The sequence below is a fragment of the Flavobacterium zepuense genome, assembly GCF_007097145.1.
Lineage (GTDB): Bacteria > Bacteroidota > Bacteroidia > Flavobacteriales > Flavobacteriaceae > Flavobacterium > Flavobacterium zepuense.
Genome location: NZ_VJVZ01000010.1, coordinates 143,702 through 167,343 on the forward strand (window position 1 = coordinate 143,702; position 23,642 = coordinate 167,343).

The 23,642-nt window shown below is 38.7% G+C and carries 28 protein-coding genes and 3 tRNA genes; 13 read left to right on the top strand and 18 right to left on the bottom strand.

What is annotated here, in order from left to right; genetic code table 11:
- Nucleotides 1-13 precede the first annotated feature (13 nt).
- On the bottom strand, nucleotides 14-307 hold the full coding sequence (locus FMM05_RS15360) for a hypothetical protein (protein WP_185965604.1): 294 nt from the start codon (nucleotides 305-307) through the stop codon (nucleotides 14-16).
- A 42-nt stretch (nucleotides 308-349) separates the two neighbouring features.
- Complete coding sequence (locus tag FMM05_RS15365; protein WP_143374284.1) at nucleotides 350-844, bottom strand: Dps family protein; 495 nt, start codon at nucleotides 842-844, stop codon at nucleotides 350-352.
- Nucleotides 845-961: 117 nt separating this feature from the next.
- Here FMM05_RS15365 and FMM05_RS15370 point away from each other — a divergent pair, with 117 nt between their 5' ends.
- On the top strand, nucleotides 962-1,909 hold the full coding sequence (locus FMM05_RS15370; protein ID WP_143374285.1) for a LysR substrate-binding domain-containing protein: 948 nt from the start codon (nucleotides 962-964) through the stop codon (nucleotides 1,907-1,909).
- Nucleotides 1,910-1,961: 52 nt separating this feature from the next.
- Here the strand turns inward: FMM05_RS15370 and FMM05_RS21185 are convergent, their stop codons facing one another.
- From FMM05_RS21185 to FMM05_RS21190, 5 genes are all read right to left on the bottom strand, one after another.
- Entirely contained in the window at nucleotides 1,962-2,156 is a 195-nt protein-coding gene (locus FMM05_RS21185; RefSeq protein WP_143374286.1) for a hypothetical protein, read from the bottom strand.
- Nucleotides 2,157-2,289: 133 nt separating this feature from the next.
- Nucleotides 2,290-2,952: a tRNA (5-methylaminomethyl-2-thiouridine)(34)-methyltransferase MnmD gene (gene mnmD, locus FMM05_RS15380; protein ID WP_143374287.1), complete on the bottom strand. Its 663-nt coding sequence runs from the start codon at nucleotides 2,950-2,952 to the stop codon at nucleotides 2,290-2,292.
- Between the two features lie 6 nt (nucleotides 2,953-2,958).
- Nucleotides 2,959-3,393 carry a hypothetical protein gene (locus FMM05_RS15385; protein WP_143374288.1) on the bottom strand — a complete coding sequence of 145 codons (435 nt, stop codon included), beginning with the start codon at nucleotides 3,391-3,393 and terminating at the stop codon, nucleotides 2,959-2,961.
- A 248-nt stretch (nucleotides 3,394-3,641) separates the two neighbouring features.
- Nucleotides 3,642-4,112, bottom strand: coding sequence for a hypothetical protein (locus tag FMM05_RS15390; RefSeq protein WP_143374289.1), 471 nt, complete (start codon nucleotides 4,110-4,112; stop codon nucleotides 3,642-3,644).
- Complete coding sequence (locus FMM05_RS21190) at nucleotides 4,112-4,768, bottom strand: DUF4920 domain-containing protein (protein WP_235894420.1); 657 nt, start codon at nucleotides 4,766-4,768, stop codon at nucleotides 4,112-4,114. Before FMM05_RS21190 ends, FMM05_RS15390 begins: the two co-directional genes overlap by 1 nt.
- A 200-nt stretch (nucleotides 4,769-4,968) precedes the next feature.
- On the opposite strand from FMM05_RS21190, the gene FMM05_RS15400 reads away from it, so the two are divergent.
- Complete coding sequence (locus tag FMM05_RS15400) at nucleotides 4,969-6,036, top strand: branched-chain amino acid aminotransferase (protein WP_143374290.1); 1,068 nt, start codon at nucleotides 4,969-4,971, stop codon at nucleotides 6,034-6,036.
- 120 nt (nucleotides 6,037-6,156) lie between these two features.
- Here the strand turns inward: FMM05_RS15400 and FMM05_RS15405 are convergent, their stop codons facing one another.
- Entirely contained in the window at nucleotides 6,157-6,540 is a 384-nt protein-coding gene (locus FMM05_RS15405) for a pyrophosphohydrolase domain-containing protein (protein ID WP_143374291.1), read from the bottom strand.
- Nucleotides 6,541-6,617: 77 nt separating this feature from the next.
- Here FMM05_RS15405 and FMM05_RS15410 point away from each other — a divergent pair, with 77 nt between their 5' ends.
- From FMM05_RS15410 to FMM05_RS15425, 4 genes are all read left to right on the top strand, one after another.
- The gene (locus FMM05_RS15410) at nucleotides 6,618-6,812 is read left to right on the top strand and encodes a hypothetical protein (RefSeq protein ID WP_143374292.1); all 195 of its coding nucleotides are present in this window, start codon (nucleotides 6,618-6,620) and stop codon (nucleotides 6,810-6,812) included.
- 104 nt (nucleotides 6,813-6,916) lie between these two features.
- Nucleotides 6,917-7,417 (top strand): hypothetical protein, encoded by a 501-nt coding sequence (locus FMM05_RS15415; protein ID WP_143374293.1) that lies wholly within the window; start codon nucleotides 6,917-6,919, stop codon nucleotides 7,415-7,417.
- A 265-nt stretch (nucleotides 7,418-7,682) separates the two neighbouring features.
- Nucleotides 7,683-9,233 carry a tetratricopeptide repeat-containing sensor histidine kinase gene (locus FMM05_RS15420; protein ID WP_185965605.1) on the top strand — a complete coding sequence of 517 codons (1,551 nt, stop codon included), beginning with the start codon at nucleotides 7,683-7,685 and terminating at the stop codon, nucleotides 9,231-9,233.
- Complete coding sequence (locus FMM05_RS15425) at nucleotides 9,230-9,844, top strand: response regulator (protein WP_143374295.1); 615 nt, start codon at nucleotides 9,230-9,232, stop codon at nucleotides 9,842-9,844. Before FMM05_RS15420 ends, FMM05_RS15425 begins: the two co-directional genes overlap by 4 nt.
- A 167-nt stretch (nucleotides 9,845-10,011) precedes the next feature.
- On the opposite strand, the gene FMM05_RS15430 is transcribed toward FMM05_RS15425, so the two are convergent.
- The 5 genes from FMM05_RS15430 to FMM05_RS15450 form a co-directional block, all read right to left on the bottom strand.
- Complete coding sequence (locus FMM05_RS15430; protein ID WP_143374296.1) at nucleotides 10,012-11,400, bottom strand: GyrI-like domain-containing protein; 1,389 nt, start codon at nucleotides 11,398-11,400, stop codon at nucleotides 10,012-10,014.
- Nucleotides 11,401-11,507: 107 nt separating this feature from the next.
- The gene (locus tag FMM05_RS15435; protein WP_143374297.1) at nucleotides 11,508-11,882 is read right to left on the bottom strand and encodes a hypothetical protein; all 375 of its coding nucleotides are present in this window, start codon (nucleotides 11,880-11,882) and stop codon (nucleotides 11,508-11,510) included.
- A gap of 2 nt (nucleotides 11,883-11,884) precedes the next feature.
- A complete protein-coding gene (locus FMM05_RS15440; RefSeq protein WP_143374298.1) occupies nucleotides 11,885-14,029 on the bottom strand; it encodes a COG3014 family protein in 2,145 nt (714 codons plus the stop codon).
- A 31-nt stretch (nucleotides 14,030-14,060) separates the two neighbouring features.
- Nucleotides 14,061-14,654, bottom strand: a complete 594-nt coding sequence (locus FMM05_RS15445; RefSeq protein WP_143374299.1) for a penicillin-binding protein activator LpoB — start codon at nucleotides 14,652-14,654, stop codon at nucleotides 14,061-14,063.
- A 166-nt stretch (nucleotides 14,655-14,820) separates the two neighbouring features.
- On the bottom strand, nucleotides 14,821-15,732 hold the full coding sequence (locus FMM05_RS15450; protein WP_143374300.1) for an FKBP-type peptidyl-prolyl cis-trans isomerase: 912 nt from the start codon (nucleotides 15,730-15,732) through the stop codon (nucleotides 14,821-14,823).
- A gap of 81 nt (nucleotides 15,733-15,813) precedes the next feature.
- Between FMM05_RS15450 and FMM05_RS15455 the strand changes: the two genes are divergently transcribed.
- Nucleotides 15,814-16,212, top strand: a complete 399-nt coding sequence (locus FMM05_RS15455; RefSeq protein WP_143374301.1) for an RNA-binding S4 domain-containing protein — start codon at nucleotides 15,814-15,816, stop codon at nucleotides 16,210-16,212.
- 47 nt (nucleotides 16,213-16,259) lie between these two features.
- Nucleotides 16,260-16,754 carry a phosphoribosyltransferase family protein gene (locus FMM05_RS15460; protein ID WP_143374302.1) on the top strand — a complete coding sequence of 165 codons (495 nt, stop codon included), beginning with the start codon at nucleotides 16,260-16,262 and terminating at the stop codon, nucleotides 16,752-16,754.
- On the opposite strand, the gene FMM05_RS15465 is transcribed toward FMM05_RS15460, so the two are convergent.
- A complete protein-coding gene (locus tag FMM05_RS15465) occupies nucleotides 16,751-17,266 on the bottom strand; it encodes a shikimate kinase (protein WP_143374303.1) in 516 nt (171 codons plus the stop codon). The genes FMM05_RS15460 and FMM05_RS15465 overlap by 4 nt on opposite strands.
- Nucleotides 17,267-17,491: 225 nt before the next feature.
- Between FMM05_RS15465 and FMM05_RS15470 the strand changes: the two genes are divergently transcribed.
- The 5 genes from FMM05_RS15470 (at nucleotide 17,492) to FMM05_RS15490 (ending at nucleotide 19,472) form a co-directional block, all read left to right on the top strand.
- Nucleotides 17,492-17,564: transfer RNA gene (locus FMM05_RS15470), tRNA-Lys, on the top strand.
- 31 nt (nucleotides 17,565-17,595) lie between these two features.
- Nucleotides 17,596-17,668 (top strand) — tRNA-Lys (locus FMM05_RS15475).
- Nucleotides 17,669-17,727: 59 nt separating this feature from the next.
- A tRNA-Leu gene (locus FMM05_RS15480) sits at nucleotides 17,728-17,809 on the top strand.
- A 394-nt stretch (nucleotides 17,810-18,203) separates the two neighbouring features.
- Nucleotides 18,204-18,887: a DUF1345 domain-containing protein gene (locus FMM05_RS15485; RefSeq protein WP_143374304.1), complete on the top strand. Its 684-nt coding sequence runs from the start codon at nucleotides 18,204-18,206 to the stop codon at nucleotides 18,885-18,887.
- Nucleotides 18,888-19,049: 162 nt separating this feature from the next.
- Nucleotides 19,050-19,472 carry a hypothetical protein gene (locus FMM05_RS15490; protein ID WP_143374305.1) on the top strand — a complete coding sequence of 141 codons (423 nt, stop codon included), beginning with the start codon at nucleotides 19,050-19,052 and terminating at the stop codon, nucleotides 19,470-19,472.
- 259 nt (nucleotides 19,473-19,731) lie between these two features.
- On the opposite strand, the gene FMM05_RS15495 is transcribed toward FMM05_RS15490, so the two are convergent.
- The 4 genes from FMM05_RS15495 to FMM05_RS15510 all read right to left on the bottom strand — a co-directional run bounded on the left by FMM05_RS15495 (nucleotide 19,732) and on the right by FMM05_RS15510 (nucleotide 23,639).
- Nucleotides 19,732-20,454 (bottom strand): response regulator transcription factor, encoded by a 723-nt coding sequence (locus FMM05_RS15495; RefSeq protein WP_026991525.1) that lies wholly within the window; start codon nucleotides 20,452-20,454, stop codon nucleotides 19,732-19,734.
- A 4-nt stretch (nucleotides 20,455-20,458) separates the two neighbouring features.
- Nucleotides 20,459-21,985, bottom strand: a complete 1,527-nt coding sequence (locus FMM05_RS15500) for a sensor histidine kinase (RefSeq protein ID WP_143374306.1) — start codon at nucleotides 21,983-21,985, stop codon at nucleotides 20,459-20,461.
- A gap of 65 nt (nucleotides 21,986-22,050) precedes the next feature.
- Complete coding sequence (coaE, locus tag FMM05_RS15505) at nucleotides 22,051-22,644, bottom strand: dephospho-CoA kinase (protein WP_143374307.1); 594 nt, start codon at nucleotides 22,642-22,644, stop codon at nucleotides 22,051-22,053.
- Nucleotides 22,641-23,639 carry a glycosyltransferase gene (locus FMM05_RS15510; protein WP_143374308.1) on the bottom strand — a complete coding sequence of 333 codons (999 nt, stop codon included), beginning with the start codon at nucleotides 23,637-23,639 and terminating at the stop codon, nucleotides 22,641-22,643. Before FMM05_RS15510 ends, coaE begins: the two co-directional genes overlap by 4 nt.
- Nucleotides 23,640-23,642 lie beyond the last annotated feature (3 nt).

Below are 23,642 nucleotides of genomic sequence, written 5' to 3' on the forward strand. Positions count from 1 at the left end.
GCATTGCAGGGTATTATACTACTTCGGGTGGGGGTAAAAAAATATCTCCTGAAACATTACTATGCTTCAGGAGATATTTAGATTGTATAAGTGCAGATTTTTCTATAACAGGAACTAAAGCTACAAGCTCAAAAATAAATTGCGGCCCGGCTTTTACCTCCTTAATCTCTTTTTGTATTTCTTCTTCGGTAATGCTGTAAACGGTAGATACATCGGTATCTTCATCCTGTAGCAAGCTCACGATAGTAGGGGCTGCCAAAAAGATAAAAAATAAGAATACTACTATGTTTACGCATGCTTTCATCATCGCGAAGATAACGAAATTATTTATACGTATTTTAAATAAGTATTATATTTCTTCCTCGCTCCAGGCTTTCATCATCCAGATGGTTTTTTCCTGCTCTTTAATAAAGTCGCTCATCATGGCGTTGGTTCCTTCATCATTAATTTTGGCAGTCTCATCAAGAATTACCCTTTCTATAGCAAGTAAATCGGCCAGCGATGTAATTATAAGGTGTACAGCATCGGTATCTTTAGAGATATTTTTACCTACCTTAAGTTTGTTGTTGGCAATATAATCTTCAAAAGTATGCAAAGGAGTGCCACCCAGTGTAAGTACCCTTTCGGCTACCAAGTCAATCTTCTCCTGCGCATCTGTATAAAGTTCTTCAAACTTAACATGAAGCTGAAAAAAACGCTTTCCGCGGATGTTCCAGTGTATCCCGCGAAGGTTTTGGTAATACACCTGAAAATTAGATAATAGTATATTTAGTTCTGCTGCTATAACTTCTGCCTCTTTAACCGGCAGGCCAAGTATATTTAATGCTTCTTCTTGTGCTTTCATGGTGTTTTATGTATTAATTTATTGTAGGTTTTTACATCTATAAATTTAAGTAAATTTAATTATAAAAACGATAGGTAATATCAATCATTTTTATAATTTTATCATAAATATCTATATATGACAATTACCCAACTGCATTACGTTTTGGCAGTGGCCGAACATAAAAACTTTACCCTTGCCGCAGATAAATGCTTTGTAACACAGCCTACGCTGAGCATGCAAATACAAAAGCTTGAAGAAGAACTTGGTATACAAATTTTTGACCGTGGCAAAAAACCCATCCAGCTTACCGATGTAGGCCAGAAGATTGTAACACAGGCAAAGAACATCGTTAATGAGAGCGGCCGTATTAAAGATATTGTAGACCAGCAAAAGGGCTACATAGGTGGCGATTTTAAAATAGGTATTATACCCACCATTATGCCTACCCTACTGCCTATGTTTATGAGCAATTTTATAAATAAATACCCTAAGGTTAACCTTATTATAGAGGAGCGCACTACCGAAGAAATCATCAGGATGCTTAAAAACGGCCAGCTGGATGCTGCTATTGCCGCTACCCCTCTTAATGAGGAAACCATAAAAGAAATTGTATTGTACTTTGAGCCTTTTGTGGCTTACGTGCCGGAGAATAATCCGTCGTACAAGAAAAAAGAGTTTGATGTAGCCGACTTGGAAATTAACCTGAGTAATATACTCCTTTTACAGGACGGGCACTGCTTTAGGAACAACGTTCTTAATATCTGCAAAGCAACATCGTTACCCTCTGACAGTCATTTCCAGATTGAAAGCGGTAGTTTTGAAACCATGATTCGCCTTGCCGATGAAGGGTTAGGGATGACCCTGCTGCCTTACCTGCACACACTTGATATGACTGGCAAGCACGCCGAGAAATTACGCCATTTTAAAGAGCCAAGGCCATCGCGCGAGGTTAGCCTTATCTACTCTAAAAAGGAACTAAAACTGCATATTATAGAGGCTTTAAGGAGCACAATAGCCGGTGTGGTAAGGGGTGCAATAGCTTTTCAAAATGTGGATATTACCAGCCCTTTGCAAAGAAAATAATTTATGTAAATTATACATACAAAAAGAGGAGCCGACGGGCTCCTCTTTTTTGTTATTCTACATACGATAAACAAGCTTGCAATTCAGGCTTACTCTTTGTAAATTTATAAAGCCAGTCTACGAGTTGCTCTAACTCATACGGCAGTAGCATTTTTATGGCTTTTTCTACCTCCTTGCAAAAAAGTGTCGGATCGAAACTCACATTTTCTAACACTGTTTTAGTGTAACCAAACATAGATGCAGGCATTTTTATATTATAATTATATTGTTAGGTGATAAGAAATAATATGTAAATGTAAACTTTTATTATCAACTACAACGTTATATTAAATATAATTTATTGCCTTAAATTTAGAATATAACAATAAATTAACAAAATATTATATTTTGCAAGCCCTTAACATTTCGCGTTTACCGGGTGGGCCGGCAAGTTTTTTAGTGGTAAAGCCCGCTTGCTGCATGGCTTTTTTAATAACTGTTCTGCACGCATATGTTACTAATATGCCATTGGTTTTCAGCGCGGCATACATAGCATTAAAAATTGCCTCACTCCACAAATCAGGCTGCGATGGGTAGCCAAAAGCATCAAAATAAATAAGGTCATACTTATCAACATCATTTACCTCTTCAAAACGCTGTTGGTGTTTATTTAACGTAAACGAATCGGAAAGTTTAACATCAATACCCCAGGCGCTGTTGTGCATTTGTGCGAAAACATCCGTATGTTGCGAGGCATTAAGCTGGCTTACGTAATTTAGTTGAGTAGCTTCTTCAGCCGAAACCGGGTAGGCCTCCACAGTAGTGTAATGAATTTGCTGATTTCTGCCCGCTGCCTCTAAAAAAGTAATAAACGCATTAAGCCCGGTGCCAAAGCCAATTTCTAAAACAGAAATAGGCCGGTCTTTAACCAAGTCCAGCCCATTTTTTATAAATACGTGATATGCCTCTTGTATAGCGCCAAATTTAGAGTGGTACGTTTCCTGCATTTCCGGCAGGTATATGGTAACCGATCCGTCTTCGGTAGTAATGATCTCTCTTTTCAAAATTGCTTAGTTTAAAAATGCTTCAGAGTTAACATGGTAACCCAATATTTTAACTACGCCATTTTCTTTAGTAAGCGTTACTTTCTCGTTAGCTTTATATTTATCATAATCAACTTCAAAATCAAACACATACGTAGATGATGCATTGGTACCCACCGTATTTGTTGTTTGCCAGTTAACAAGCCTGCTGGATTTATACGCACCTAATTTCTCACTTAATGTATTAAACATCTTTTGAAGCTCTTCTTTAGGAGTTATCTTTAAAAACTGGTCGCTAAAAAGAGTTTCGGCATGCGTAAAGTCTTTTTTATAAATATCATCATATAGCACATCTGTAACGGCCTGCCCTTCTGCTTTAGCAGATTCCTCATTATAATTAGTACCGTTAAACTGGCAGCTAACAATAAGAAGAATGCTTAAAAGGCCGAGTAAATTTTTCATTAGTCTGATTTTTTTAATATGAATTGATTAAATTATTGGTGGCGTTTTATTAGGAATACAGTAACTACTATTGCAGCTATTACTACGATTGAAACAAAAAAATTGATGTAATAGTCTTCGTAGTCAAATAGTATTGATTTAAGTGTCCTGCTTTTCCTCGGAAAATAGCCAGCGTATACAAGCCCCGGGAATACTAAAGATAAACTTAGCAATCACTTCCACAATAGCATACCCAATTTCTTCCATTATTACTTAATGTATAATTTTTTAATGCGCGGTATTGGGCCATCGCATTTGCCCTGGTGGCATTTTACACAGGCAGTAACGGCATCATTAAAATGTTGTTTGGCATTTTTAGGGTCGTTATAAATTTGCTCCTGTGCCTTAATAAATTTAGCCGCCTGAAGTTTAAAAAACGCATCATTCTCGCTTTCATCGGTCATGGCGCTGGAGTGTATCTTTAATATATGCTGTGGGAATGTGCCTATGGTATCGCCTTTTGTAATGCGCTCTTTTAAACGTAAATTATCTACATACATTTGCTCCATAAGCGCGGCCATTTCGCTCATTTCATACATCTCAAACTCTTTCCCCGCAGGCTTGGCACACTTGGCAGAATCTACCTTAACAGCAGCCTCAGGCTTAACTTCAGCCTCTTTTTTAGTACAGGCGGTGAGGGCAAGCAATGCCGCAATGATAACTATGAAAATTTGCTTCATTATTTGCTTATAAGAACCCCATCGGCTAAAAAGCCATAGGTAATTTCAGGCTCAGTAATTTTTGCAATTTCAGCTTCGCTCTTGCCGCCATCTTTAGCATAGTGCCTAAGCTGTGCGACGCTTACCTCGCTTACAAAAGCCTTACCGCTAACCACAGCATCCTGCCCACTTGCATTAAGCGGAACAAAAAACGCGTAGTCTTTAAATTTAACGAACGATTCTTTTTCGCCCGGCAATTGCAGTGCCATCCAGCAGCCTTTCTTTTTGCAAACGTCTTTAATTTTGGTTTTAAACTTAACGTTTACCGTGTCGCCAGATTTTAATGTATTGTATTTTTTAAGCATCGCCTCTTTGCTTAATGCGTTATCGGCAAGTATCTTATCTCCAAACGATGCATAAGCGGTTTTTATTTCTTTAGCAGCCTGTACTTCAATAGTAGGGGCTTTTGTGGCAGCTGTTTTAGGCTCGGCAGCAACAGGCTCAGCGGCAGATGGTTCGGCAGCAGGAACATGTGCATCGCTAACTGCATCGGTATCAACACTTGTAGTATCGGCCTGGCCTTCAATTACGGTGTTTTCAGTTTTAACTTCGGTTTCTTTTTTCTGGCAGGCAGCAAGGGTTAGCAATGCCGCTGCTATCATCAGCGATTTTTTCATTTTGTAACGAAAATTAAAATTAATGTGACAAATTTATGCAGAATCTTTTAAACTCTGCCTGCCATCTTTATTATTTATACCACTTTAATTCAGTTATTTACTTTTTTAATTTCCACATTTCCAATTTTAAAAGCCCCTTAAAGATGATTTTTTATTAAATTTGCAATAACACGACTAACTTTTAATACTACACAATTAGAATGAGCCAAAACCCAACTGACACCTTTTCCGTTACAAAAGCCGAAACATCTAAGATAGCCTCTGTTGATTTTGAAAACCTTGCCTTTGGCAACGTTTTTACCGATCATATGCTGTACTGCGATTTTACGGATGGCCAATGGGGAACACCGGTTATTACGCCTTATGCGCCCATGCCTATGGATCCTTCATCGAGGGTGTTTCATTACGGCCAGGCCATTTTTGAAGGTATGAAAGCCTACAAAGATGAGCAGGATGCTATTTGGCTGTTCAGACCCGACCAAAATTTGGATCGTTTTAATAAATCGGCCGTAAGGCTTGCTATGCCTGAGGTTCCTGAACATATTTTTATGGAAGGCCTTAAGCAGCTTATAAACCTTGATAAAGAGTGGGTTAAGAAAGGTAAAGGCAACTCTTTATACCTTCGCCCTTTTATGATAGCTACCGGTCATGGTGTTATTGCATCGCCATCGGCACAGTACCGTTTTATGATCATTATGTCGCCGGCAAAATCGTACTACCAGGGCGAAGTTAAAGTACTCATTGCAGAGCATTACAGCCGCGCTGCCAATGGTGGTATTGGGGCTGCTAAAGCCGCAGGTAACTATTCGGCTCAGTTTTACCCTACCCGACTTGCAAACGAACAAGGCTACCAGCAGGTTATCTGGACGGATGATGCCACCCATACCAAACTGGAAGAAGCCGGTACCATGAACGTATTCTTTAAAATTAATGATACTTTATACACAGCTCCCACAAGCGAAAGGATACTTGATGGTGTAACCCGTAAAAGTATTTTAGAACTTGTTAAGCGCGATAACATCAAGCTTGAAGTTCGCTCTGTGTTAGTAGAAGAACTGCTTACAGCCGCTAATGATGGATCGTTAAAAGAGATTTTTGGCGCAGGTACAGCCGCTGTAATTAACCCTATTGTTGGCTTTGCTTACCAGGATACTTATTACGAACTACCTAAGCAGGAAAACCCTATTGCGTTACAAATTAAAGACAAGCTTACTAATATACAGCACAAACTTGCCGAAGATACTTTTGGGTGGACGGTGAAAATTTAACAGTTTTCAGTCTCAGTCTCAGTTTACAGATAGAAACCTACTAATAGATAAGTCCCGATTTTAGTTTTCAGTTTTACTGGCTACTGAAACTGGGACTTTTATTTACGCATAGACTGAAAACTATTTAAGTATTTCTGTAAAATCAGGCTTAAAATAGTTAGGGCCTTTCATAACCTTGCCGTCTTCACGGTAAAGTGGCAGGCCGTTTTCGCCAAGTTTGCTCATATTGCTGCGTTGTATCTCGGCAAAAACCTCCTCTATCTTATATTGCAGGCCGTGTTCAATAATCGTTCCGCATAAAATATACAGCATATCACCCAAGGCATCGGCAACTTCTACAAGGTCGTTATTTTGTACCGCCCCAAGGTATTCTTCATTCTCTTCCTTCATAAGGTTGTAGCGCAGTAGGTTTACAGCTTCGCCAAGATCTGCTTTAGGTACGTCACTAATGCCCAGTCCAAAAGAACTATGAAATTGCCTAACAGCATCCAATTGATTTTTCATGATAATTACAAATTTATGGGCTAAAAGTAGCCAAAAATACGCCTGCAATATTGTAGCTTTGCAAAAAATATTTCAACATGTTTAGCCAGGGCCAATTATACTTTGCAGGATTTTTTATAGTAATTTTTACCATTGCCATGATATATGTTTACCGTAAAGATTTACCGCTGCACAAAAAGTATTACAAAGGCAGCTACTGGATATTACTTGCCTTTTTAACCTTTATAGCAATGCTATTTGTGGTAAAGATACTCACGAAAAATATTTCTTAAAATTTTCTTAAATATAGTCTACGAAAAATCCCCATTAATGGGGATTTTTTTTTAATTTAAGTTCCGCAATTTTGCAAACAACCTACTATAGTACAAACACAATTATGCTAAATGTAATTTACAGCGGAACAGGAACTTATGACCAACATACTTATCAGGTAGACTACCGGGTATATTTACCGGTAATAACTACAGGCCAATATGAATTTATTACTGATAAAATTTATAATATGTCTTGCAAAAAATATCCTAACACGGTGCTTTTGTTTATGAAGATAGTTAATGGCCCAAACCCAGATTTAAGTGGTTGTACAGAAGACCCCGGCGTAGAAATAGAATTTAATATTAGCGCTACAAATCTTATTAGTGTAGACAGCAATTGCACACCGTTGGATTATACTAAAATAGTTTATGTAGTTGTAATGCACGATGACACTTGTAACGAACAATATGCAAAAGATGCCGCCTACTGCAAGGCTCCGGTAATTAACAGGTGTATACCAGGCCAGGAAAATAATGTAAACGATGCATCTATAGCAAACAAAGGCAATTACGGTGGGCCTAATAAATCCAAATACGGGAAATTATATCCTAGCTCCCTTTAAAATATTAAGGCTAATAACAATTAAGAATATCATCCATACAATGCCGCTATCTATAAGAGTATTATTAGGCTTTTTATTATTTTCAAGTAATGCATTTTGCCAATACTCGCCCAAACTACTTGAAATAAAGAAAGGCTATAGGGAAACTAACGGCAGCGCAGCAACCTGTTCAAAAATTAATGCTCTCAAAGAAGAGGAATTTAAAGGAGCTGATCACGCCTTTTATTTGTATTTATCTGCTAAATGTCTGGAAAATGTAAATAAGATGGAAGCAGCGCTGGATAATTACATACGTGCAAAGCAAGAATATATAGCAATTGATAGTATGCAAAGCTCTATTAACATGAGTATGAGCATTAGTTCTTTACTTGCATCTCAGGATCAAAACCTTAATACACATAAAAAATATGATGATGAAGTACTGGCCTATGTACAGACTTCTAAAGATATTAAATTCAACGCCAGGTGTTACAGCCACCTGGCAATGGTTAACTTTGAAAATGAAGAGATAAGTACTGCTATTAAATATTATAAAAAAGCACTCGCTATTCATAAAAAAGTAAAGGATAAATTAGAGGAGACTAATATAAGTAATAATATAGCGGTGCTGTATAGCGAGAATTTAGATATGCCGGATTCGGCTCTATATTATTTAAACAAAAACCTGCCTGAATTAAAAAATAGGAATGAGCCTTTAGCGCTGTATTATAACTATTCTAATCAGGCTGCAGCTTATTTTCGTAAAGGGCAGTATCAGAAATCTATTGATATTTTAAATTATGCAGAAAAATTACCGGTTGACCCGATAATGAAAATTAATTTTTTAAACAGCGACCTCATGACAGCAAATTACGAAGCGCTGCATGATTATAAAAATGCTTATAAATACCTCTCTTTAACCAAAAAGATAACTGACAGCATTAATATTACCCAACAAAACATTGCGTTAAACGAGATACAAACCAAATATGAAACTACCGAGAAGGACCTTGAAAATACCGTTTTAAAAAACAACCTTAAAGTGCAGGCCATCTTAATATACTCGTTTGTAGCGTTGCTCATTATTGCTGTTTTTGTGGGGTTTTTAATTGTAAAAAATGCCCGGAAAAGGGAAAAAATATCTGAGCAGGATAAATTAATAGAGCAGCAAAAGTTTGATAAAGCCCTTAAAGATTACGAACTTAGCAGTATAGACATAATGCTGGAAGGCCAGGAAAAAGAGCGCCAGCGCATTGCTAACGACCTGCATGATAACCTGGGCAGCATGCTTGCAACCTTAAAGCTAAATTTTGAAAACCTAAGGCTTCGTAAAGATGAGCTAAGGAACGAAGAAAATAAACTTTACGACCGTACCGATGAGCTTATAGAGGAAGCTTACCAAAAAGTCCGCCGCATTGCCCATGCAAAAAATGCAGGGGTATTTGCAAGCGAGGGATTAATTCCGGCCATTACTAAACTGGCCGAAAAGATTTCTATTCCTGGTAAGCTAAGCCTTCAGGTAATACCCTTCGGCTTTAAAGACAGGTTAGATAATACTATTGAGATCTCTATTTTTAGGGTGGTACAGGAGCTTGCTACAAATATTATTAAGCACTCGCATGCAACCGAAGCTACCATACATCTTACCCACCACGACGATAATATTAATATTATTATAGAAGATAATGGCGTAGGTTTTGACCAAAAAACACTTAGCGGTGCCGATGGCATGGGGCTTACATCAATACGAAAAAAAGTTACCCAATTGGGCGGCACCTTTACCATAGATGCCACACCCGGTAAGGGCACAACCATTATAATAGATTTACCGGTATGATAAAAGTTGTAATTGCAGAAGACCACCAGTCGCTTATAGACGGTATTAAGATATTCCTGGAATATGAAAATGATATTACCGTTGTAGGCGAGGCGAACGATGGTGAACGGCTTATAGAAATTGTACGCTCTAAACAACCTGACGTGATACTCACTGATATCCGTATGCCTAAAATAGATGGTATAACGGCTGCACGCCTGCTAAAAAAAGAATTCCCGTATTGCAAAATACTTGCTTTTAGTATGTTTGAACAGGATGAGGCTGCCGTGCAAATGCAGGAAGCAGGAGCATCGGGCTATATCATGAAAAATGCATCGCTTAAAACAGTACTCTCGGCTATAAGGGGCGTAATGACAGGCGAAACCTATTTTGATGATTCGCTAAAAAAGCAGCACCATAAAAATAATGAGAATGATGTTCCGCTGAGTAAACGCGAAAAAGAAATTGTTAAGCTGGTAGGCGAAGGCAAAACTTCGCAGGAAATTGCCGATGTACTTTTTATAGGTAAAACAACTGTTGACACCCACCGCAAGAACATACTTAAAAAACTTAACCTACAGGGCAAAAGCGAATTGCTCCGCTATAGTATGGAGAAAAAGTATGATTTTTAAGGCCTTAAATATTTATTTTGAGTTTAGTTTAGATTGAATGAAAATGCCCGGATCCTCCCGCCGGGTATTTTTTTGCTTTTTATATACCCTTTTAAGATAAAAACCAAAGATAGGATTGATTTAAAATTTAATCAATCAACCAAAGAATCAATATTCATGAAAAATCACTAATTCAATTCTAATGTTTCTACGTTTGCAGGTGGTGTGGTTGCCGGCTTAGGTGTGGCAGGCTTGGCTGCTGCGGGTTTTGCAGTAGTAGGCTTAGTGGTTCCTGATGTTGTAGCGGGTTTAGCACTACCTGTACCCGATTTAACTGTACCTGTACCGGCAGGCTTTTGTGTAGCCGGCTTAGCAGTTGATGGCGCTGCTGTTCCCGTAGGTTTAGCAGTGCTTGTTCCTGTAGCAGTTGCAGGCCTGTTAGCAGGTGTAGTGGCGGTAGCCGGCCTTGCAGTTGCTCGCGGTGTTGTGTAGCCTGCCTGGCCCGATGGGCGTGGCGCTATGTACGGATTTAGCACTTCGGGCTGTTCCGGTAAAATTTGCGGTGCGCCTATAGGTACATACAAATCGGTCACCCAGGTTGAGGGCCTACGGCTTTGAACTATATTTTTAGAATATACCTCTACATATTGCCCTGATGTATTTTCCTGAAGTACATTATCAGTTATATGTTTGTATGCAGCATTCCATGCTTTTGGCAGATGCGAGTAGTCGCCTTTCAGGCTTGTTTTAAGGGCGTTGAAAGCAAGTAGTTTACCACCTTCGTACTCACTACCCGCCGCAGTAAATATCTCGTCTTTTATTGGTATGCAATATGTATATGATGCTGTTTTTTGCTCGCTGTTCATTGATTTGTAAACAATAAATGGCTCACCCGTAACACTTATCTTGTTTTCTTTAGTAAATGCAAGCAGCCTGTTAAACACAGTACTGGCTTGTTTATTAATATCAGCCATTGGCCCGGTAGCCGAATGCCCCAGGTAAAACGTACTCTTTTTATAAACAACGCCTTTAACGGCTACATTAAATGTTTTAAGCTCTTTTACAAGAAATACATTAAGGTTTTCAAGCCCGTTTGCCAACGAAGATTTTACTCCCTTATTAGTGTTACCATTAATAAGTGAATACGCTTTCTCGGTAAACGTTTGATGTCCCTGCACGCTCACACTTACTTTTGTGCCTCCTGTAGTATCTTTAAAATGCCATACAATTTGAGAATCCAGGTCGTTTACAATGCTCTTTTGCCTGATAGAATCGGGAGCCACTGCATTTAAAGTTTGTATACTGCCCTTAGCTCCGTTTTTAATCCATGACATGGCAGCGCCATTACCGGCGGTATTTTGAGAGTAGGTATACTGGGCTGTAGTATCGGCATTGGTAAGCACGCCAAGGTTTTCCCAGTTCCTGTAATCGTTTATATAGTTGTATAATATGCCTTTAGGCACATTTATTACTTTTTCTTCCTTAATATTATATTTACCCTCCTGCGTGGCAATAAAAACCGTGATGGCAATAGCAGCCAGCAAAAGCAGTAGAAATATATATTTTACAATTTTCATGCATCTAAAATTTAGATTGTTGTAAAAATATAAATATTTATGTTAACAATCCAAATTAGTAAAGGTATTCTTATGACATAAAAAAAGCCCAAATCTGGGCTTATGTATTAGTCGCATTCTACAAACGATTCAGGGTAAGGCGAAAGGCTTACCTTATCTACCACCAGGTATATGTTTTCGTCTTCTGTAAACACCTCAACATCGTTGCTTAACTCTTTCGGATTGAGCACTTTCCTGTGCGTAGTTATGTTATATTGCTGTAGCTTATCGGTAATGTTGTAGTTGAAGGAAATGATCTCGGCATAGTCGCTCATAAACTGAACGTTCCATACATGCTGCTCGCCGCGCTTACCCATATCTTTAAGCCTGTAGGATATTTTACTGTAACAACTGGTTTTTTGCCAATCATCCCAGCCGTTATCAGTTTGGGCAAAAAGTTGCAGGCCGGTAAAAAGCACAAATATTACAACTATATTTTTCATATCTAATTAATTTTAAAATCGGCATCGGTAACACCTTCATTAACTTTAAGCTGCGTAATGCGTTCTTCGGTAGTAAAATCATCGCCCACGGTTTTTATTGCAAACGGAAATTTAACTCCTTTAACATCGCGGTAATCAGTGTAATTGCTGGTTATGCTATATTGTTCGGTACCCTTTGTTGTAGTTGTTTTACTGGCCAAAAGCAGCCCTGTAGCCACGCTGTAATAATTTATCACGGCAAGTTTAGTTACCGGCTCTGTAAAGCTTACAGCATATGCTTTTTCTTTATTAATGGTAGCAAACCCGGAAATCCTTGTCCCTGCAATTTTACTTTGCAGATTATAGCTTTGGTAGGGCTGTATAAAGCTTTTTTGCCTAAGGTATTCGTCTTGATCCAACTTTACAGGTTTTGCATTGTTGCTAACCGTTGCGCCGCCGTCAGTACCAATAATGACCACATCGGTATTCTTACCATTACTAACGGTTTTAGTATATGATGTATTGTTAGCCATTGTTTTGTTTGTAACCTCTTTTGTGGTAACCACACCCTGAGCGTTACTTCTTACGGTACTTGTAGCAAACGTACTTTTAACTAAATTTATATTTGGCATGCCGCCAATTGCTTTAAAATAATTGTTTACAATACTGCTTGCCGAAAGATATTCATCGGCAGTAGGGATCGTAGTACTTGAAACCGCCCCATTTGCAGGGAAGACCTGTGTGCGGCCAAGGTCAAAATAATTAATGATCTGTAACCCGCGCCTTGACTGGATAGTTATAGTATCAGCATCTATACCTTTAGCGCCGTATTTTTTAATGATAAATTTATTAACACCTTCTTTAAGCGGAACGCGTACATAGCCTATGGTTGCCGGCAGCGACTGCCAGTTACGTGTGTCGGCTTTCTCTGTAGCAGCACCGGCAAGGTCGGCGCCAAATTTTACAAGGTCGCCTAAATCGTTACTCCCATCTTTATTGTCTTTAGTTGTGCTTGCGGCTAATGCCCCCAATAAGGCACCGGCACCTTTTTTAGTTGCAAAACGGGCCACGAGGTCTATAGTTTCGCGCAGCATCCTGTCTTTAAGGCATTGGCGGGCAATAGGATAAAAATCCTGAGCCAATTCAAAAGCCTGCTCATTGCTACCAACCACAACCGAAGCTTTGGTGTAATACGCACTGCGTTCGCGGTATTTAGGTATAGCAATTGCGTTGATGCTGCCTAAATTAAGGCTGCTGGGTATGGGGATAAGGATATCCTGAACCACATCGCCATCCATATAGCTGCCGTAAAAAATACCGCCAGCCCCCGATGCTGTTATCACAATTTGGTCTTTAGCAGGGCCGAGGCCATTTTCCCAAAAAATAACCGCTTCGCCCGCGGGTGTAGCTGCTGTATTATCGCTTTTAGTACCAAATTTCTTTACATAATCGTTATACTCCTGTGTAAAACCAAGTTGGCGTGTAGTACGCAAAAGGTCGGTCTTTAGCTGTTGCGGTAATGGAACGCCAAAATACTCGCCGTTGCTGCGCTCATAAATTTCCTGGGCATTGCGGTAGGCTATAAATGCTCCGTTGATATCGCCGGTAGTTTCATACAGTATGCCCTGTAGTATTTGCGAAAAAGCGTCCTCCCTGTATTTGTTCTTATTGTTAGGATACTTATCGTTTAACTCCAGTAACTTAATATTAATACGCTTTGCCTCAACAAGTGCCTCGTTAACCATACCCATATGCCAATAGTTAAGCGCTTTGTAGTAGTGAATGGTAACTTTTTCAAAATCCTCGCCTTTGTAAGGCTCCGCCATAGGGTTGGTAAACTTGGCAGCTACCGCCTGGCCAACGCTTGTTTTTATCTGATCGTCAATCATAATGTAAGCATCCTCTAAAAGGGTGTTGCTTGCCTCATAATTGCCTTTAAGATGCTCCATTTTGCCCTTTTCAAAAAGGTACAACAGCCTGTTCCTGTCTTTTAGCAGGAATTTGTTTTTATCTATATTGGTAATGGCCTGGTCAAAATTGCCGTTTACAAGGTCGTTCTCAATCTCTGAGGTTTTAGAATTGTAGGTGCCGCAGGATTGAAGGCCTATTAATAGCAGTGCCCATGCCCCGTTAAAAACAAGGGCAGTGGCTCTTTTGGCTGCTTTCATATTGTATGAAAAAAGGGAGGATTATTACTTTTTACTTGTCGATCATTTTTTTGATCTTCTTGTCGCCTATCCAAACCTTATCGTTGGTTTGTATGTGTGTAAGCTCAAGGTCTATTTGGTAATAAACGCTTTTTTCTTTTTTGTTAGAATCTACAATAGAGTTAATAGTACCCTGTAGCATATAGTCGGCACCATTTTCTAACCCGAATTTTTTCATGGTTGATTGTGATGCATTGTTTTGCTGATCGGCCCTTTCTGCCCTTATCTCTTCGCGCATGTTGCCGGCCTGAACCAGTTTCATCCTGCCGGAGTTGATAATGGCTTTCTCTATGTCTTTACTAAATGTTTCGGTAGCAATTTGCTCGTGCGATTTGTTAGTAATAAGCCCAACGATAATAACCGGTTTTTTACCTGCATTTTCAGCAGCATAAGTGCTATACCAGCTGTGGCTCATAAGTTCGGCAGTAATTTCCTCAGCAGTAAGGCGTGAATCGGTTTCGTTCCAGCGGCCGCTTAGGTCGGTTACTGTAGTATCATCCACACGTGTAACTTTTGGTGCCGAACAGTTAGAAAGTGATATTCCAAGGGCTATTGCCAAAGCAGATTTTAAGGTACTTGTTCTCATTGTTTTATTTGGTTATTTTATTAGTATTCAAAAGTAATTAAAAATAATTTGTGTTATTGATTTTCGTAATCACAAAGAGCGTGCCAATAAGAAATTTCCTGTTTAAATAAAAATCCCGAAGCAAATGTTACTTCGGGATTCCTATAAAATCATTTAGAGCTATATCTTAATGGCAGCTGGCATCAAGGTGCCTTTGCGATCCGCCTTCAGTACAGGTTGGTATCGACCCAAATTCGTAATACTGAACCGGGTTTGTATTAGGTATCGTTATTTCTGTTTTGGTAAGATAACCATCGCCATCATCATCGTTATCAAGGTAGTTAGGTATGGTATCTCCATCAGTATCTATACCTACAAGATCGCCATTGCTATCCATCTCATACCTGTTTAGCAGGCCATCATTGTCGCTGTCAACGTATTGTACAGCATATAGTTTAAAGCTAAACACAAGGCTACCGTAAGACGGTATAAGGGCAGAAGTTGGCGCATTGTAATAGCCTAATCCTGATGGAAGAAACATTAAACCAGCACCATAGTTTTCATAACTTGCAGGGTCAGGGCTACTTGGTACATCTACATATGTACCTGCTTTAAATAGTGGGATTATATTTTGCCATCCTTCTATAGTAGTAGCTAAAGAAAATGATGTTTGCGGAAACGGCTGATAATCAAACTGAACATCACTCAGGGTGTTGCCTCTATAAGATATCAAAACATTATCACCGCGCGTTGGCGCATCGCCCACACCCTGGTTTAGCATAATATAATAAACTGTATAGTCAGGTAAATTTTCGGTATTAGTACTCTTTACAATTTTACTTTGAAGTGGGTATTCGGTTTGGTCCCAGATAGAAGTTTGTGTACCGGGATTATCTATAGAATCGAGTATCACATTAAAATCTTCATCAACACTTACAATGTAGTGGTTTTTAAGGTATTTTTCTATACTATCTTTTTCAGATGCATACTGCACAGCATAATCACGCGGTGGCGCAACAGTGTCTCCATCGTCTTTTTTGCACGATGCAGCAAATGTTATAAGTGCAAAAAGCCCAAAAGCCACGAAATATCTCTTCATTTTAATTTTTTTTAATGGGGTGCAAGATACAATTTTACTTTATTTTTGTACTGCTTATAACAGCGATTTTTAACTATTAGTATGAGAATTGACAAATATTTGTGGTGTACACGCTACTACAAAACCCGTAGTATTGCCACACAGGCGTGCCAAAAAGGGCACATTACAGTAAATGGGCAGCAGGCTAAGCCATCGCGTGAGGTTTACCCTACCGATAAGATAACCGTGCGCCGCGACCAGATTAAATACCTGTTAACTGTGCTGGATGTACCCCAAAGCCGTGTAGGCCCTAAACTGGTAGATATTTACCGTAAGGACGAAACCCCGCCTGAATCTTTTGAACACCTGGAACTACTGCGCCTTAGCAAGGAACATTACCGCGCCCAAGGTACCGGAAGGCCCACTAAAAAAGACCGCCGCGACCTGGACGAATATGGAGATGATATTAATGACGATGATGATGTTGCCGATACGGAATAGCACTATAGTGTAAATACCTATTTTTTTATCTTTACAAAAACTACACAATGAAAAACATAATCCTTACCAAACAGGAAATAGAATATAAAACGCGACGTATTGCTTACCAGATATACGAAACTTTTCCGGATGAAACCGAGGTGGTACTTGCAGGTATTGCCAGCAACGGCTACCTGTTTACTAAAATGATAGCAGCAGAACTGGAAAAAATATCCGATCTTACTATTACCCTTTGCGAGGTAACTATAGATAAAGAGCAGCCGTTGGAACCGGTACAAACATCGCTCCCTGCTACAGAATATACCAATAAGGCCTTAGTTTTGGTAGATGATGTATTAAACAGTGGCACTACGCTTATTTATGGTGTTAAGCATTTTCTCGAAGTTCCGCTTAAAAAGTTTAAAACGGCAGTACTGGTAGACCGTAACCACAAACAATACCCCGTTAAAGCCGATTTTAAAGGCCTCTCGCTCTCTACATCTATGTTAGAGCACATAGAGGTGGTTTTAGAAGGGAACGAGCCTTACGCCTGCCTTAATTAAAACAGGCTCATAATTTGGTTTACTACGTCTGTGGGTGTTTTGCCATCGGTTACTACAATGTGCTTTGCTTTGTGGTAGTAATAGCTGCGCTCAAAAAGATGGATGGCCACAAATTCGTGTAAGGCATCACCATGCAGGTTTGCAACAAGCGGCCTGCGGTTTTCCTGAGCCGTAATGCGCTTTATAATCTCGTCTATGCTTGTTTTAAGGTAAACTGATATAACATCATCCCTTTGCAGCACTTCGTGGTTGTTGGCATAAGATGGCGTACCACCACCAAGGGCCAGTATAAAGCTCTCCTCTACTCCTGCCAGGCCGTGAAGCATTTTATGTTCCAGCTTGCGGAATTTAATTTCACCCTCATCGGCAAATATCTGTGCAACGCTTTTACCCTCTTCTTTTTCTATAATTTCATCAAGATCTATGTAAGGCAGCTCGGTTGCCTGCGATAGTAATTTGGCAATTGTGGTTTTGCCAGAGGCCATATAGCCGCATAATATAACTTTTGTCATTACCGGATAGTATATATTTTGATATAAAGTAATGCATTTTGCCGCAAACAGGCGTAATAAAAGGCTTATTAAAAATTTAGCAACAATTATTTAATGCAATAATACCCTATAAATAAAGGCATTGAATAATTAATTAAAAAAAAAGTCAAATTTATAGCAAAATCGCTTTGAATAATTAATAATACATACGTATATTTGCACCCGCATTGAGGGAATGATATTAATGACTCGATAGCTCAGCCGGTAGAGCACATCACTTTTAATGATGGGGTCCTGGGTTCGAATCCCAGTCGGGTCACAAAAATACATAATCATTCCCTTAACGCTACGACTCGATAGCTCAGCCGGTAGAGCACATCACTTTTAATGATGGGGTCCTGGGTTCGAATCCCAGTCGGGTCACAAAAAGTTAAGCAAACCGCTTAACTTTTTTTGTTTAGTGCAATTTTTTATTGCAACAGGGCTACGTGGAGAAACTGGTAGACTTGCCATCTTGAGGGGGTGGTGCCGCAAGGCGTATGGGTTCGAATCCCATCGTAGTCACTTTTAGCTGTTTTCGTAACAGCGAACTTATTTTCAAAAGCTTATAAAAGCCTGCAAAACCAAGGGATTGCAGGCTTTTTTTTTAGTTTTAGACGTGTTTCAATTTTTTTAATACACGTAATTACGGTGTATTTCCATGGCACCGCTAATTTTTCGGAAAAAAAAATTAATACCCTACTAACAACAGACTGCCCAGAATATCAGTATACACATCAAAAAACCGCTTTTTTGAGGCCATGCAAAGATTTTTCTGATTCAGACAGATGAAACCTATACTAAATAAGTCAAAGAATTCCAAACTGAAGTAAATTCAGACTTCAAGAGAACTCTGATTTCCCCTGACAATTAAAAAGCTTTTACTTTTAGTTGTACATTTAAAGAATGAAATATAGGTATGAGTAAAAAGTATGCGTTAAGCCGTTGGGTAGCCAAAACCAGTGGCTATCAAAAACTATTAGTGTCATTAATTTTGGCTTTATGTGCATTGGGGGCAATATGGCCGTTGCAGGTAAACAATGTTACCCGTATAATTTTTTTGTGGGATGTTTTTGCCATTAGCATGATAAGCATGATGTGGTTACTATTTTTTACAACAACAGCAAAGGAGCAGCAGGAAATTGTAAAAAAACAGGATGATGCCATACCTGTAATATTTGGCATTGTTGTAACGGCAGTTTGCGTAAGCTTTGTGGGCAGCCTGCTCCTAGTGTTTAGTAGTGATGAATCGACGCTAAATAAAGAGTTAAGCACTATTGTAACACTTGTAGCCATTACATCTTCGTGGATATTACTGCACACCATATTTACTATACGTTACGCACACCTGTATCATGATGCAAGCATTATAAAAACTGCGAATGGCGATGGTGGCCTTGACTTTCCTAATGCAGAAGTACCCGATTATATAGACTTTGCTTACTTTTCTTTTGTGATAGGAATGACGTTTCAGGTATCAGATGTTACCATTTCATCTAAAACAATACGCAGGTATGTTTTACTACACAGCCTGATATCCTTTATTTTTAATACCATAATTGTAGCACTAACAGTTAACATTATTGCGGGATTGAGCCGATAGTTAATTCCCAAAAGGTCAAAACACTACAAGACAGTTAATTATAAAAAGTTTCACTCCGTATTTACTTTTTTTTATGATAAGTGAGAATAACTTTGGGTAATTATGTGTAACAAGTCATTGTCACATTAAAACCTAATTGTATAAATCTAAATTCACACTAAAATGAAAAAGTTACTCTTAGTATTACTGCTCGTTGCGAGCCAGCCCCAAGCATGGGCACAAAAGCCAAAAATTGTTGCATCGGACAAAAGCGGATGGCACAAAATAGGCGAAACTACGGTTGATTACAAAACCGAGACCGATGAAATTCTTGTTATTGGCGCAAACCGCTTTAAATCGTTACAGGTTAAAGTAACAACTGCTACCGTAAACCTTGAATCGATAAATATTTCTTTTGATAAGGGAGAAAACCAAAGCGTTGCCATTGGGAAGGAAATTAAAGCACCCGGAGAGAGCCGCATCATAGATTTAACCGGAACAGGTGAGCGCAATGTAAAAAAGGTTGTATTTAAGTATAAAACACTTTCAACAGCCGGCGACAGCAACAAAAAGGCACGTGTTGAGCTTTGGGGGCTAAAAACTTAATATACCTTAAACGCATGCTTTTTGTAGCATTGTTAGAACTGTAAACACTCATTATTATTTGTTGTAATAGCAAAAGAGCTTACAAAATAAAAGCGGGTAAACGTATGGATATCTAACGTTTAACCCGCTTTTATTTTAAACTTTTATGTGCAAAATTTTTGCAAAAAAATTCCTCCTGCCGCCCGAATGAAAAGCCCGCACAGGTTTATCATTCTATAACGAAAGGAAGAATTAGTATATAAAAACAGCTGCCTGTTTATTATTTCTCTTCTGCTACTTTATTTTTTATTACCAGCCTAAAGCCTTCTCCGTGAATGTTTAGTATCTCTACATCTTCATCACTTTTAAGGTACTTTCTTAGTTTGGCAATATAAACGTCCATACTTCTTGATGTAAAGTAGTTATCGTCTCTCCAAATTTTGGTTAACGCAAGTTCCCTTGGCATAAGGTCGTTTTCATGCAGTGCAAGCATTTTAAGCAATTCATTCTCTTTTGGAGACAGCTTAATAGGCTCATCGTTATCAAACGTAAGGAAACGCAGTTTAGAGTTAAGGTGGAATTTACCAATCTGGAACTCAAATTTAGAGTTATCAGTTTTAGTTTCCGATGCTTTTCTCTGGATAATAGCTTTAATTTTCATTAATAAAACCTCACTGTCAAATGGTTTATTAAGGTAATCATCAGCCCCTACTTTATAACCTTTAAGCACATCTTCTTTCATAGATTTTGCTGTAAGGAAGATAATAGGCACTTCTTTATTTTTCTCTCTTATTTCTCTGGCCAGGGTATAACCGTCTTTATAAGGCATCATTACATCCAGTATGCAAAGGTCGTAGTTGTCTTTTTTAAACTTCTCAAACCCTTCCATGCCGTTTTTGGCAAGTGTAACATCAAAATCATTAATTAACAGATAATCTTTTAATACTGCCCCAAAGTTGGGATCATCTTCTACTAAGAGTATCTTTTTGTTTGCTTCTTCCATATTCTTAATTTATTAGTGGCATTTTTATAATAAAGGTACTACCTTTTCCTTTTTCGCTCTCTACGTAAATGTGGCAATTATGATCTTCTATAATACGTTTTACATAAGCCAATCCAAGACCGTGCCCTTTTACATTGTGTATATCGCCGGTGTGCTCCCTGTAAAACTTCTCAAAGATCCTTTTTTGGGTAACTTTGCTCATACCCAAACCTTTGTCACTTATTTTTATTAAAATAAAATCTTTAACATTCTCTGTATATATATCTATAACGGGCGCATCCGGAGAATATTTGATGGCATTGTCTAAAATATTAACAAGAACATTCGTAAAATGTACATCGTTTAACAAGGCTGTTGTGCGCTGGGCATTAAAGTGCCTTGTTAGCGTACCGTTTGCCGACTCTATTATTAAATGAACGTGCTCTATAGCACCCTCAATAATATCATGAATATCGGCCTGCTCCTTATTAATTTCCAGCTCTTTTTTATCAAGCTTGGATATTTGCAGCACGTTCTCAACCTGTGCGTGCATCCTCTTATTCTCTTCCCGTATCATTTGCAGGTACCGCTGTACCTTTTCCTTATCATCAAATATTTTTGGGTTTTTAATCGCATCCAGCGCCAGATTAATGGTAGCTATTGGCGTTTTAAACTCATGGGTCATGTTATTTATAAAATCGGTTTTAATTTCCGATATATTTTTTTGTTTAATCAACTGGTTAATTGCACTTAAATAAGCAATGATGATGATAAGTGTAAATACCAGTGATAATGATGTTATGCCTAAGATAGATGAAACCAGATAGGCTTTCTTCTCAGGGAAGCTTACCAGCAACCTGTACTTAGTATACCCCTGCCCATCTTCAAAAACTGTATGCTCATAAAAATTATCAGGGTCGTAGCTTAATCGGCCCGAATGTATCTTGGTTTGCATACCGCTATTGTAAATGCCAAACTCAAAAGGAGTTGTAACACCACTTTGTACCAACTCTGCAGAGAGCATGCTCCTAAGTTTTTCTGATGATATCCAGCTTTCAAGGCTCTTATATTCCCTAAAATCCTTCATGTAGCTCTCTATGGTAAAGCGCAGCCTGCGGTCTTCATCTTCCTCTACAGCATTGCTGCTTTTATTACTGTTTGTTTTTGCTGTATTTTTTTTTCTTACAACATTATCAAACTTATTTTTTTCAAAGAACACATCATCTTCATCATATTCGCGCGTAATCTTATCAGAGTACACTACCATTTCGCTGCGGTTATCAGGCGAATTGTCGTACAACGGCAACAGGTCGGTTCGTGTAGGCGTTTTGCCGGTACTATCCTTATAACTTATGTATATTTTATAAAATTCGTCAGCTTCCTGATTATCGAGCCTTTCGGCCACTTTAGCAAGTACCTGCTGTATGTGGTACTTAAATTGCTCATCGTTATTTTTAAGCGACGAATTAACCCAATATAGCTGTACCAGTATTATGCCTATCAGCGATAAGCTCATAAAAAACACCAGTAAGCGGAATCTTGTTTTATTCATCACTACAAAATTAACATTTTAACATTTACAGCATCAAACTATTAACCAAACATTAACAAGTGCCCTCAATTTTCAATTATATTCAGAAAATTAAAGATTTTAACACTTTCTTGTTTAGCCTGCCCTAAATCATAATTATCTATAATATAATTACTTAATTGCGCTTTTTTTTGTTCATCCCATTGGTTGGCAATGCGTTCTAATACCTGCTCTCGGGTTACATTATCGCGCTGCATTACCCTTTTTATACGCTCTTCCTGCGGTGCGGTAACTAAAATTACGGCATCGCAGTCTTTATAACTGCCGCTTTCAAACAGTATTGCAGTCTCTTTTATCACAAAAGGCTTGTTGCTGTTTTGCACTACCCACTCTTTAAAATGCTCTGCTACCCTGGGGTGGATGATACCATTTAGCAATTGCAATTTTGTAGCGTTGTTAAACACAAGGGCAGCAATTTTTGCTTTGTCGGGCATGCCGTTAGTTAATACTTCATCGCCAAATGCAGCCTGTAACTCGGCAACTACTTCGGGCTCGTATAAAATCTTTTTAGCCTCCTCATCGGCAATATATACAGGCACACCTAACGATGCAAAGAAATGGGCAATGGTACTCTTGCCGCTCCCTATACCGCCGGTAAGGCCTATAATTTTTGTTTTCATGCTTTAAAAAATAATTCGGGGAATGCCTCTGTGGGCTTTACCCTCATAAGGTGTATTTTAATAAACGCTTTAAGGTAACCGCTGCCGTAGCCATAAAACTGAATAGCTACTGCAACAAGTGCCAGCAAACCTATTTTTATACTTTTGTTTTGAGATGCCGCAAGTACGAATACCATTACAAAGTACAAAGTATAAATATAAATAAAGAAATACACATTAATTAACAATAGTATAAGAGAAGCCGCAAAGCCCAGCATAAAAAGTGTTGGAAATAAAAAGGTTATCTTTTTATATTCCGGGTGCCATTTATCTAAAATAGGGCGTGCCTTGCCAAATTTGTTTACCTGTTTGTAAAATTTATCCCAGTCTATACGGCGTTTATGATACACAAAAGCATCTTTAAACAAATTTGTGGTGTAGCCCAGCTTCCATAGACGGATAGAAAGATCAGGGTCTTCGCCGGGATGGATGTTGCCAAAGCCACCTGAAGCCACAAACGCTTCTTTAGAAATACCCATATTAAAACTACGCGGCTGGAATTTTTCAATTTTTTCCGACTTACCCCTTACCCCTCCCGTGGTAAGAAAAGAGGTCATGCTAAAATTGATTGCCTTTTGCACATCGCTAAACGATGATAATGCACCGTCTGGCCCGCCAAAACAATCAGTATAACCTGCCTTAAGGTTATCTGCCACGCTTTGCAGGTAATGGGGTGGAATGATACAATCAGAATCTAATATTATAAAATAATCGCCCTGTGCCCTTTGCATACCAAAATTGCGCGAATCGCCGGGGCCGCTGTTTTGCTTAAAGTAATACGATATTTTAAGTTGGGCATTAAACTTAGCAACCACATCGTGGCAGGGTATTGCAGAGCCATCTTCTATAATAACTATCTCATAGGGTTGGGTATAGTCCTGCAGGGTTAAGCTTTGCAGTAGTTCTTCAATTTCATCGGGCCTGTTGTACACTGGTATTATTAAGGAAAATATCATTAT

Bases quoted from the DNA above. Each gene is read 5' to 3' on its own strand.
- FMM05_RS15510 (WP_143374308.1), bottom strand. From the start codon at position 23,639: ATGATATTTTCCTTAATAATACCAGTGTACAACAGGCCCGATGAAATT.
- FMM05_RS15455 (WP_143374301.1), top strand. From the start codon at position 15,814: ATGAGAATTGACAAATATTTGTGGTGTACACGCTACTACAAAACCCGT.
- FMM05_RS15440 (WP_143374298.1), bottom strand. From the start codon at position 14,029: ATGAAAGCAGCCAAAAGAGCCACTGCCCTTGTTTTTAACGGGGCATGG.
- FMM05_RS15485 (WP_143374304.1), top strand. From the start codon at position 18,204: ATGAGTAAAAAGTATGCGTTAAGCCGTTGGGTAGCCAAAACCAGTGGC.
- FMM05_RS15425 (WP_143374295.1), top strand. From the start codon at position 9,230: ATGATAAAAGTTGTAATTGCAGAAGACCACCAGTCGCTTATAGACGGT.
- FMM05_RS15400 (WP_143374290.1), top strand. From the start codon at position 4,969: ATGAGCCAAAACCCAACTGACACCTTTTCCGTTACAAAAGCCGAAACA.
- FMM05_RS15450 (WP_143374300.1), bottom strand. From the start codon at position 15,732: ATGAAGAGATATTTCGTGGCTTTTGGGCTTTTTGCACTTATAACATTT.
- FMM05_RS15500 (WP_143374306.1), bottom strand. From the start codon at position 21,985: ATGAATAAAACAAGATTCCGCTTACTGGTGTTTTTTATGAGCTTATCG.
- FMM05_RS15490 (WP_143374305.1), top strand. From the start codon at position 19,050: ATGAAAAAGTTACTCTTAGTATTACTGCTCGTTGCGAGCCAGCCCCAA.
- FMM05_RS15415 (WP_143374293.1), top strand. From the start codon at position 6,917: ATGCTAAATGTAATTTACAGCGGAACAGGAACTTATGACCAACATACT.
- FMM05_RS15385 (WP_143374288.1), bottom strand. From the start codon at position 3,393: ATGAAAAATTTACTCGGCCTTTTAAGCATTCTTCTTATTGTTAGCTGC.
- FMM05_RS15465 (WP_143374303.1), bottom strand. From the start codon at position 17,266: ATGACAAAAGTTATATTATGCGGCTATATGGCCTCTGGCAAAACCACA.
- FMM05_RS15370 (WP_143374285.1), top strand. From the start codon at position 962: ATGACAATTACCCAACTGCATTACGTTTTGGCAGTGGCCGAACATAAA.
- FMM05_RS15445 (WP_143374299.1), bottom strand. From the start codon at position 14,654: ATGAGAACAAGTACCTTAAAATCTGCTTTGGCAATAGCCCTTGGAATA.
- FMM05_RS15435 (WP_143374297.1), bottom strand. From the start codon at position 11,882: ATGAAAAATATAGTTGTAATATTTGTGCTTTTTACCGGCCTGCAACTT.
- FMM05_RS15410 (WP_143374292.1), top strand. From the start codon at position 6,618: ATGTTTAGCCAGGGCCAATTATACTTTGCAGGATTTTTTATAGTAATT.
- FMM05_RS21185 (WP_143374286.1), bottom strand. From the start codon at position 2,156: ATGCCTGCATCTATGTTTGGTTACACTAAAACAGTGTTAGAAAATGTG.
- FMM05_RS15365 (WP_143374284.1), bottom strand. From the start codon at position 844: ATGAAAGCACAAGAAGAAGCATTAAATATACTTGGCCTGCCGGTTAAA.
- FMM05_RS15405 (WP_143374291.1), bottom strand. From the start codon at position 6,540: ATGAAAAATCAATTGGATGCTGTTAGGCAATTTCATAGTTCTTTTGGA.
- FMM05_RS15390 (WP_143374289.1), bottom strand. From the start codon at position 4,112: ATGAAGCAAATTTTCATAGTTATCATTGCGGCATTGCTTGCCCTCACC.
- FMM05_RS15495 (WP_026991525.1), bottom strand. From the start codon at position 20,454: ATGGAAGAAGCAAACAAAAAGATACTCTTAGTAGAAGATGATCCCAAC.
- FMM05_RS15360 (WP_185965604.1), bottom strand. From the start codon at position 307: ATGATGAAAGCATGCGTAAACATAGTAGTATTCTTATTTTTTATCTTT.
- FMM05_RS15420 (WP_185965605.1), top strand. From the start codon at position 7,683: ATGGAAGCAGCGCTGGATAATTACATACGTGCAAAGCAAGAATATATA.
- FMM05_RS15430 (WP_143374296.1), bottom strand. From the start codon at position 11,400: ATGAAAATTGTAAAATATATATTTCTACTGCTTTTGCTGGCTGCTATT.
- coaE (WP_143374307.1), bottom strand. From the start codon at position 22,644: ATGAAAACAAAAATTATAGGCCTTACCGGCGGTATAGGGAGCGGCAAG.
- FMM05_RS15460 (WP_143374302.1), top strand. From the start codon at position 16,260: ATGAAAAACATAATCCTTACCAAACAGGAAATAGAATATAAAACGCGA.
- FMM05_RS21190 (WP_235894420.1), bottom strand. From the start codon at position 4,768: ATGAAAAAATCGCTGATGATAGCAGCGGCATTGCTAACCCTTGCTGCC.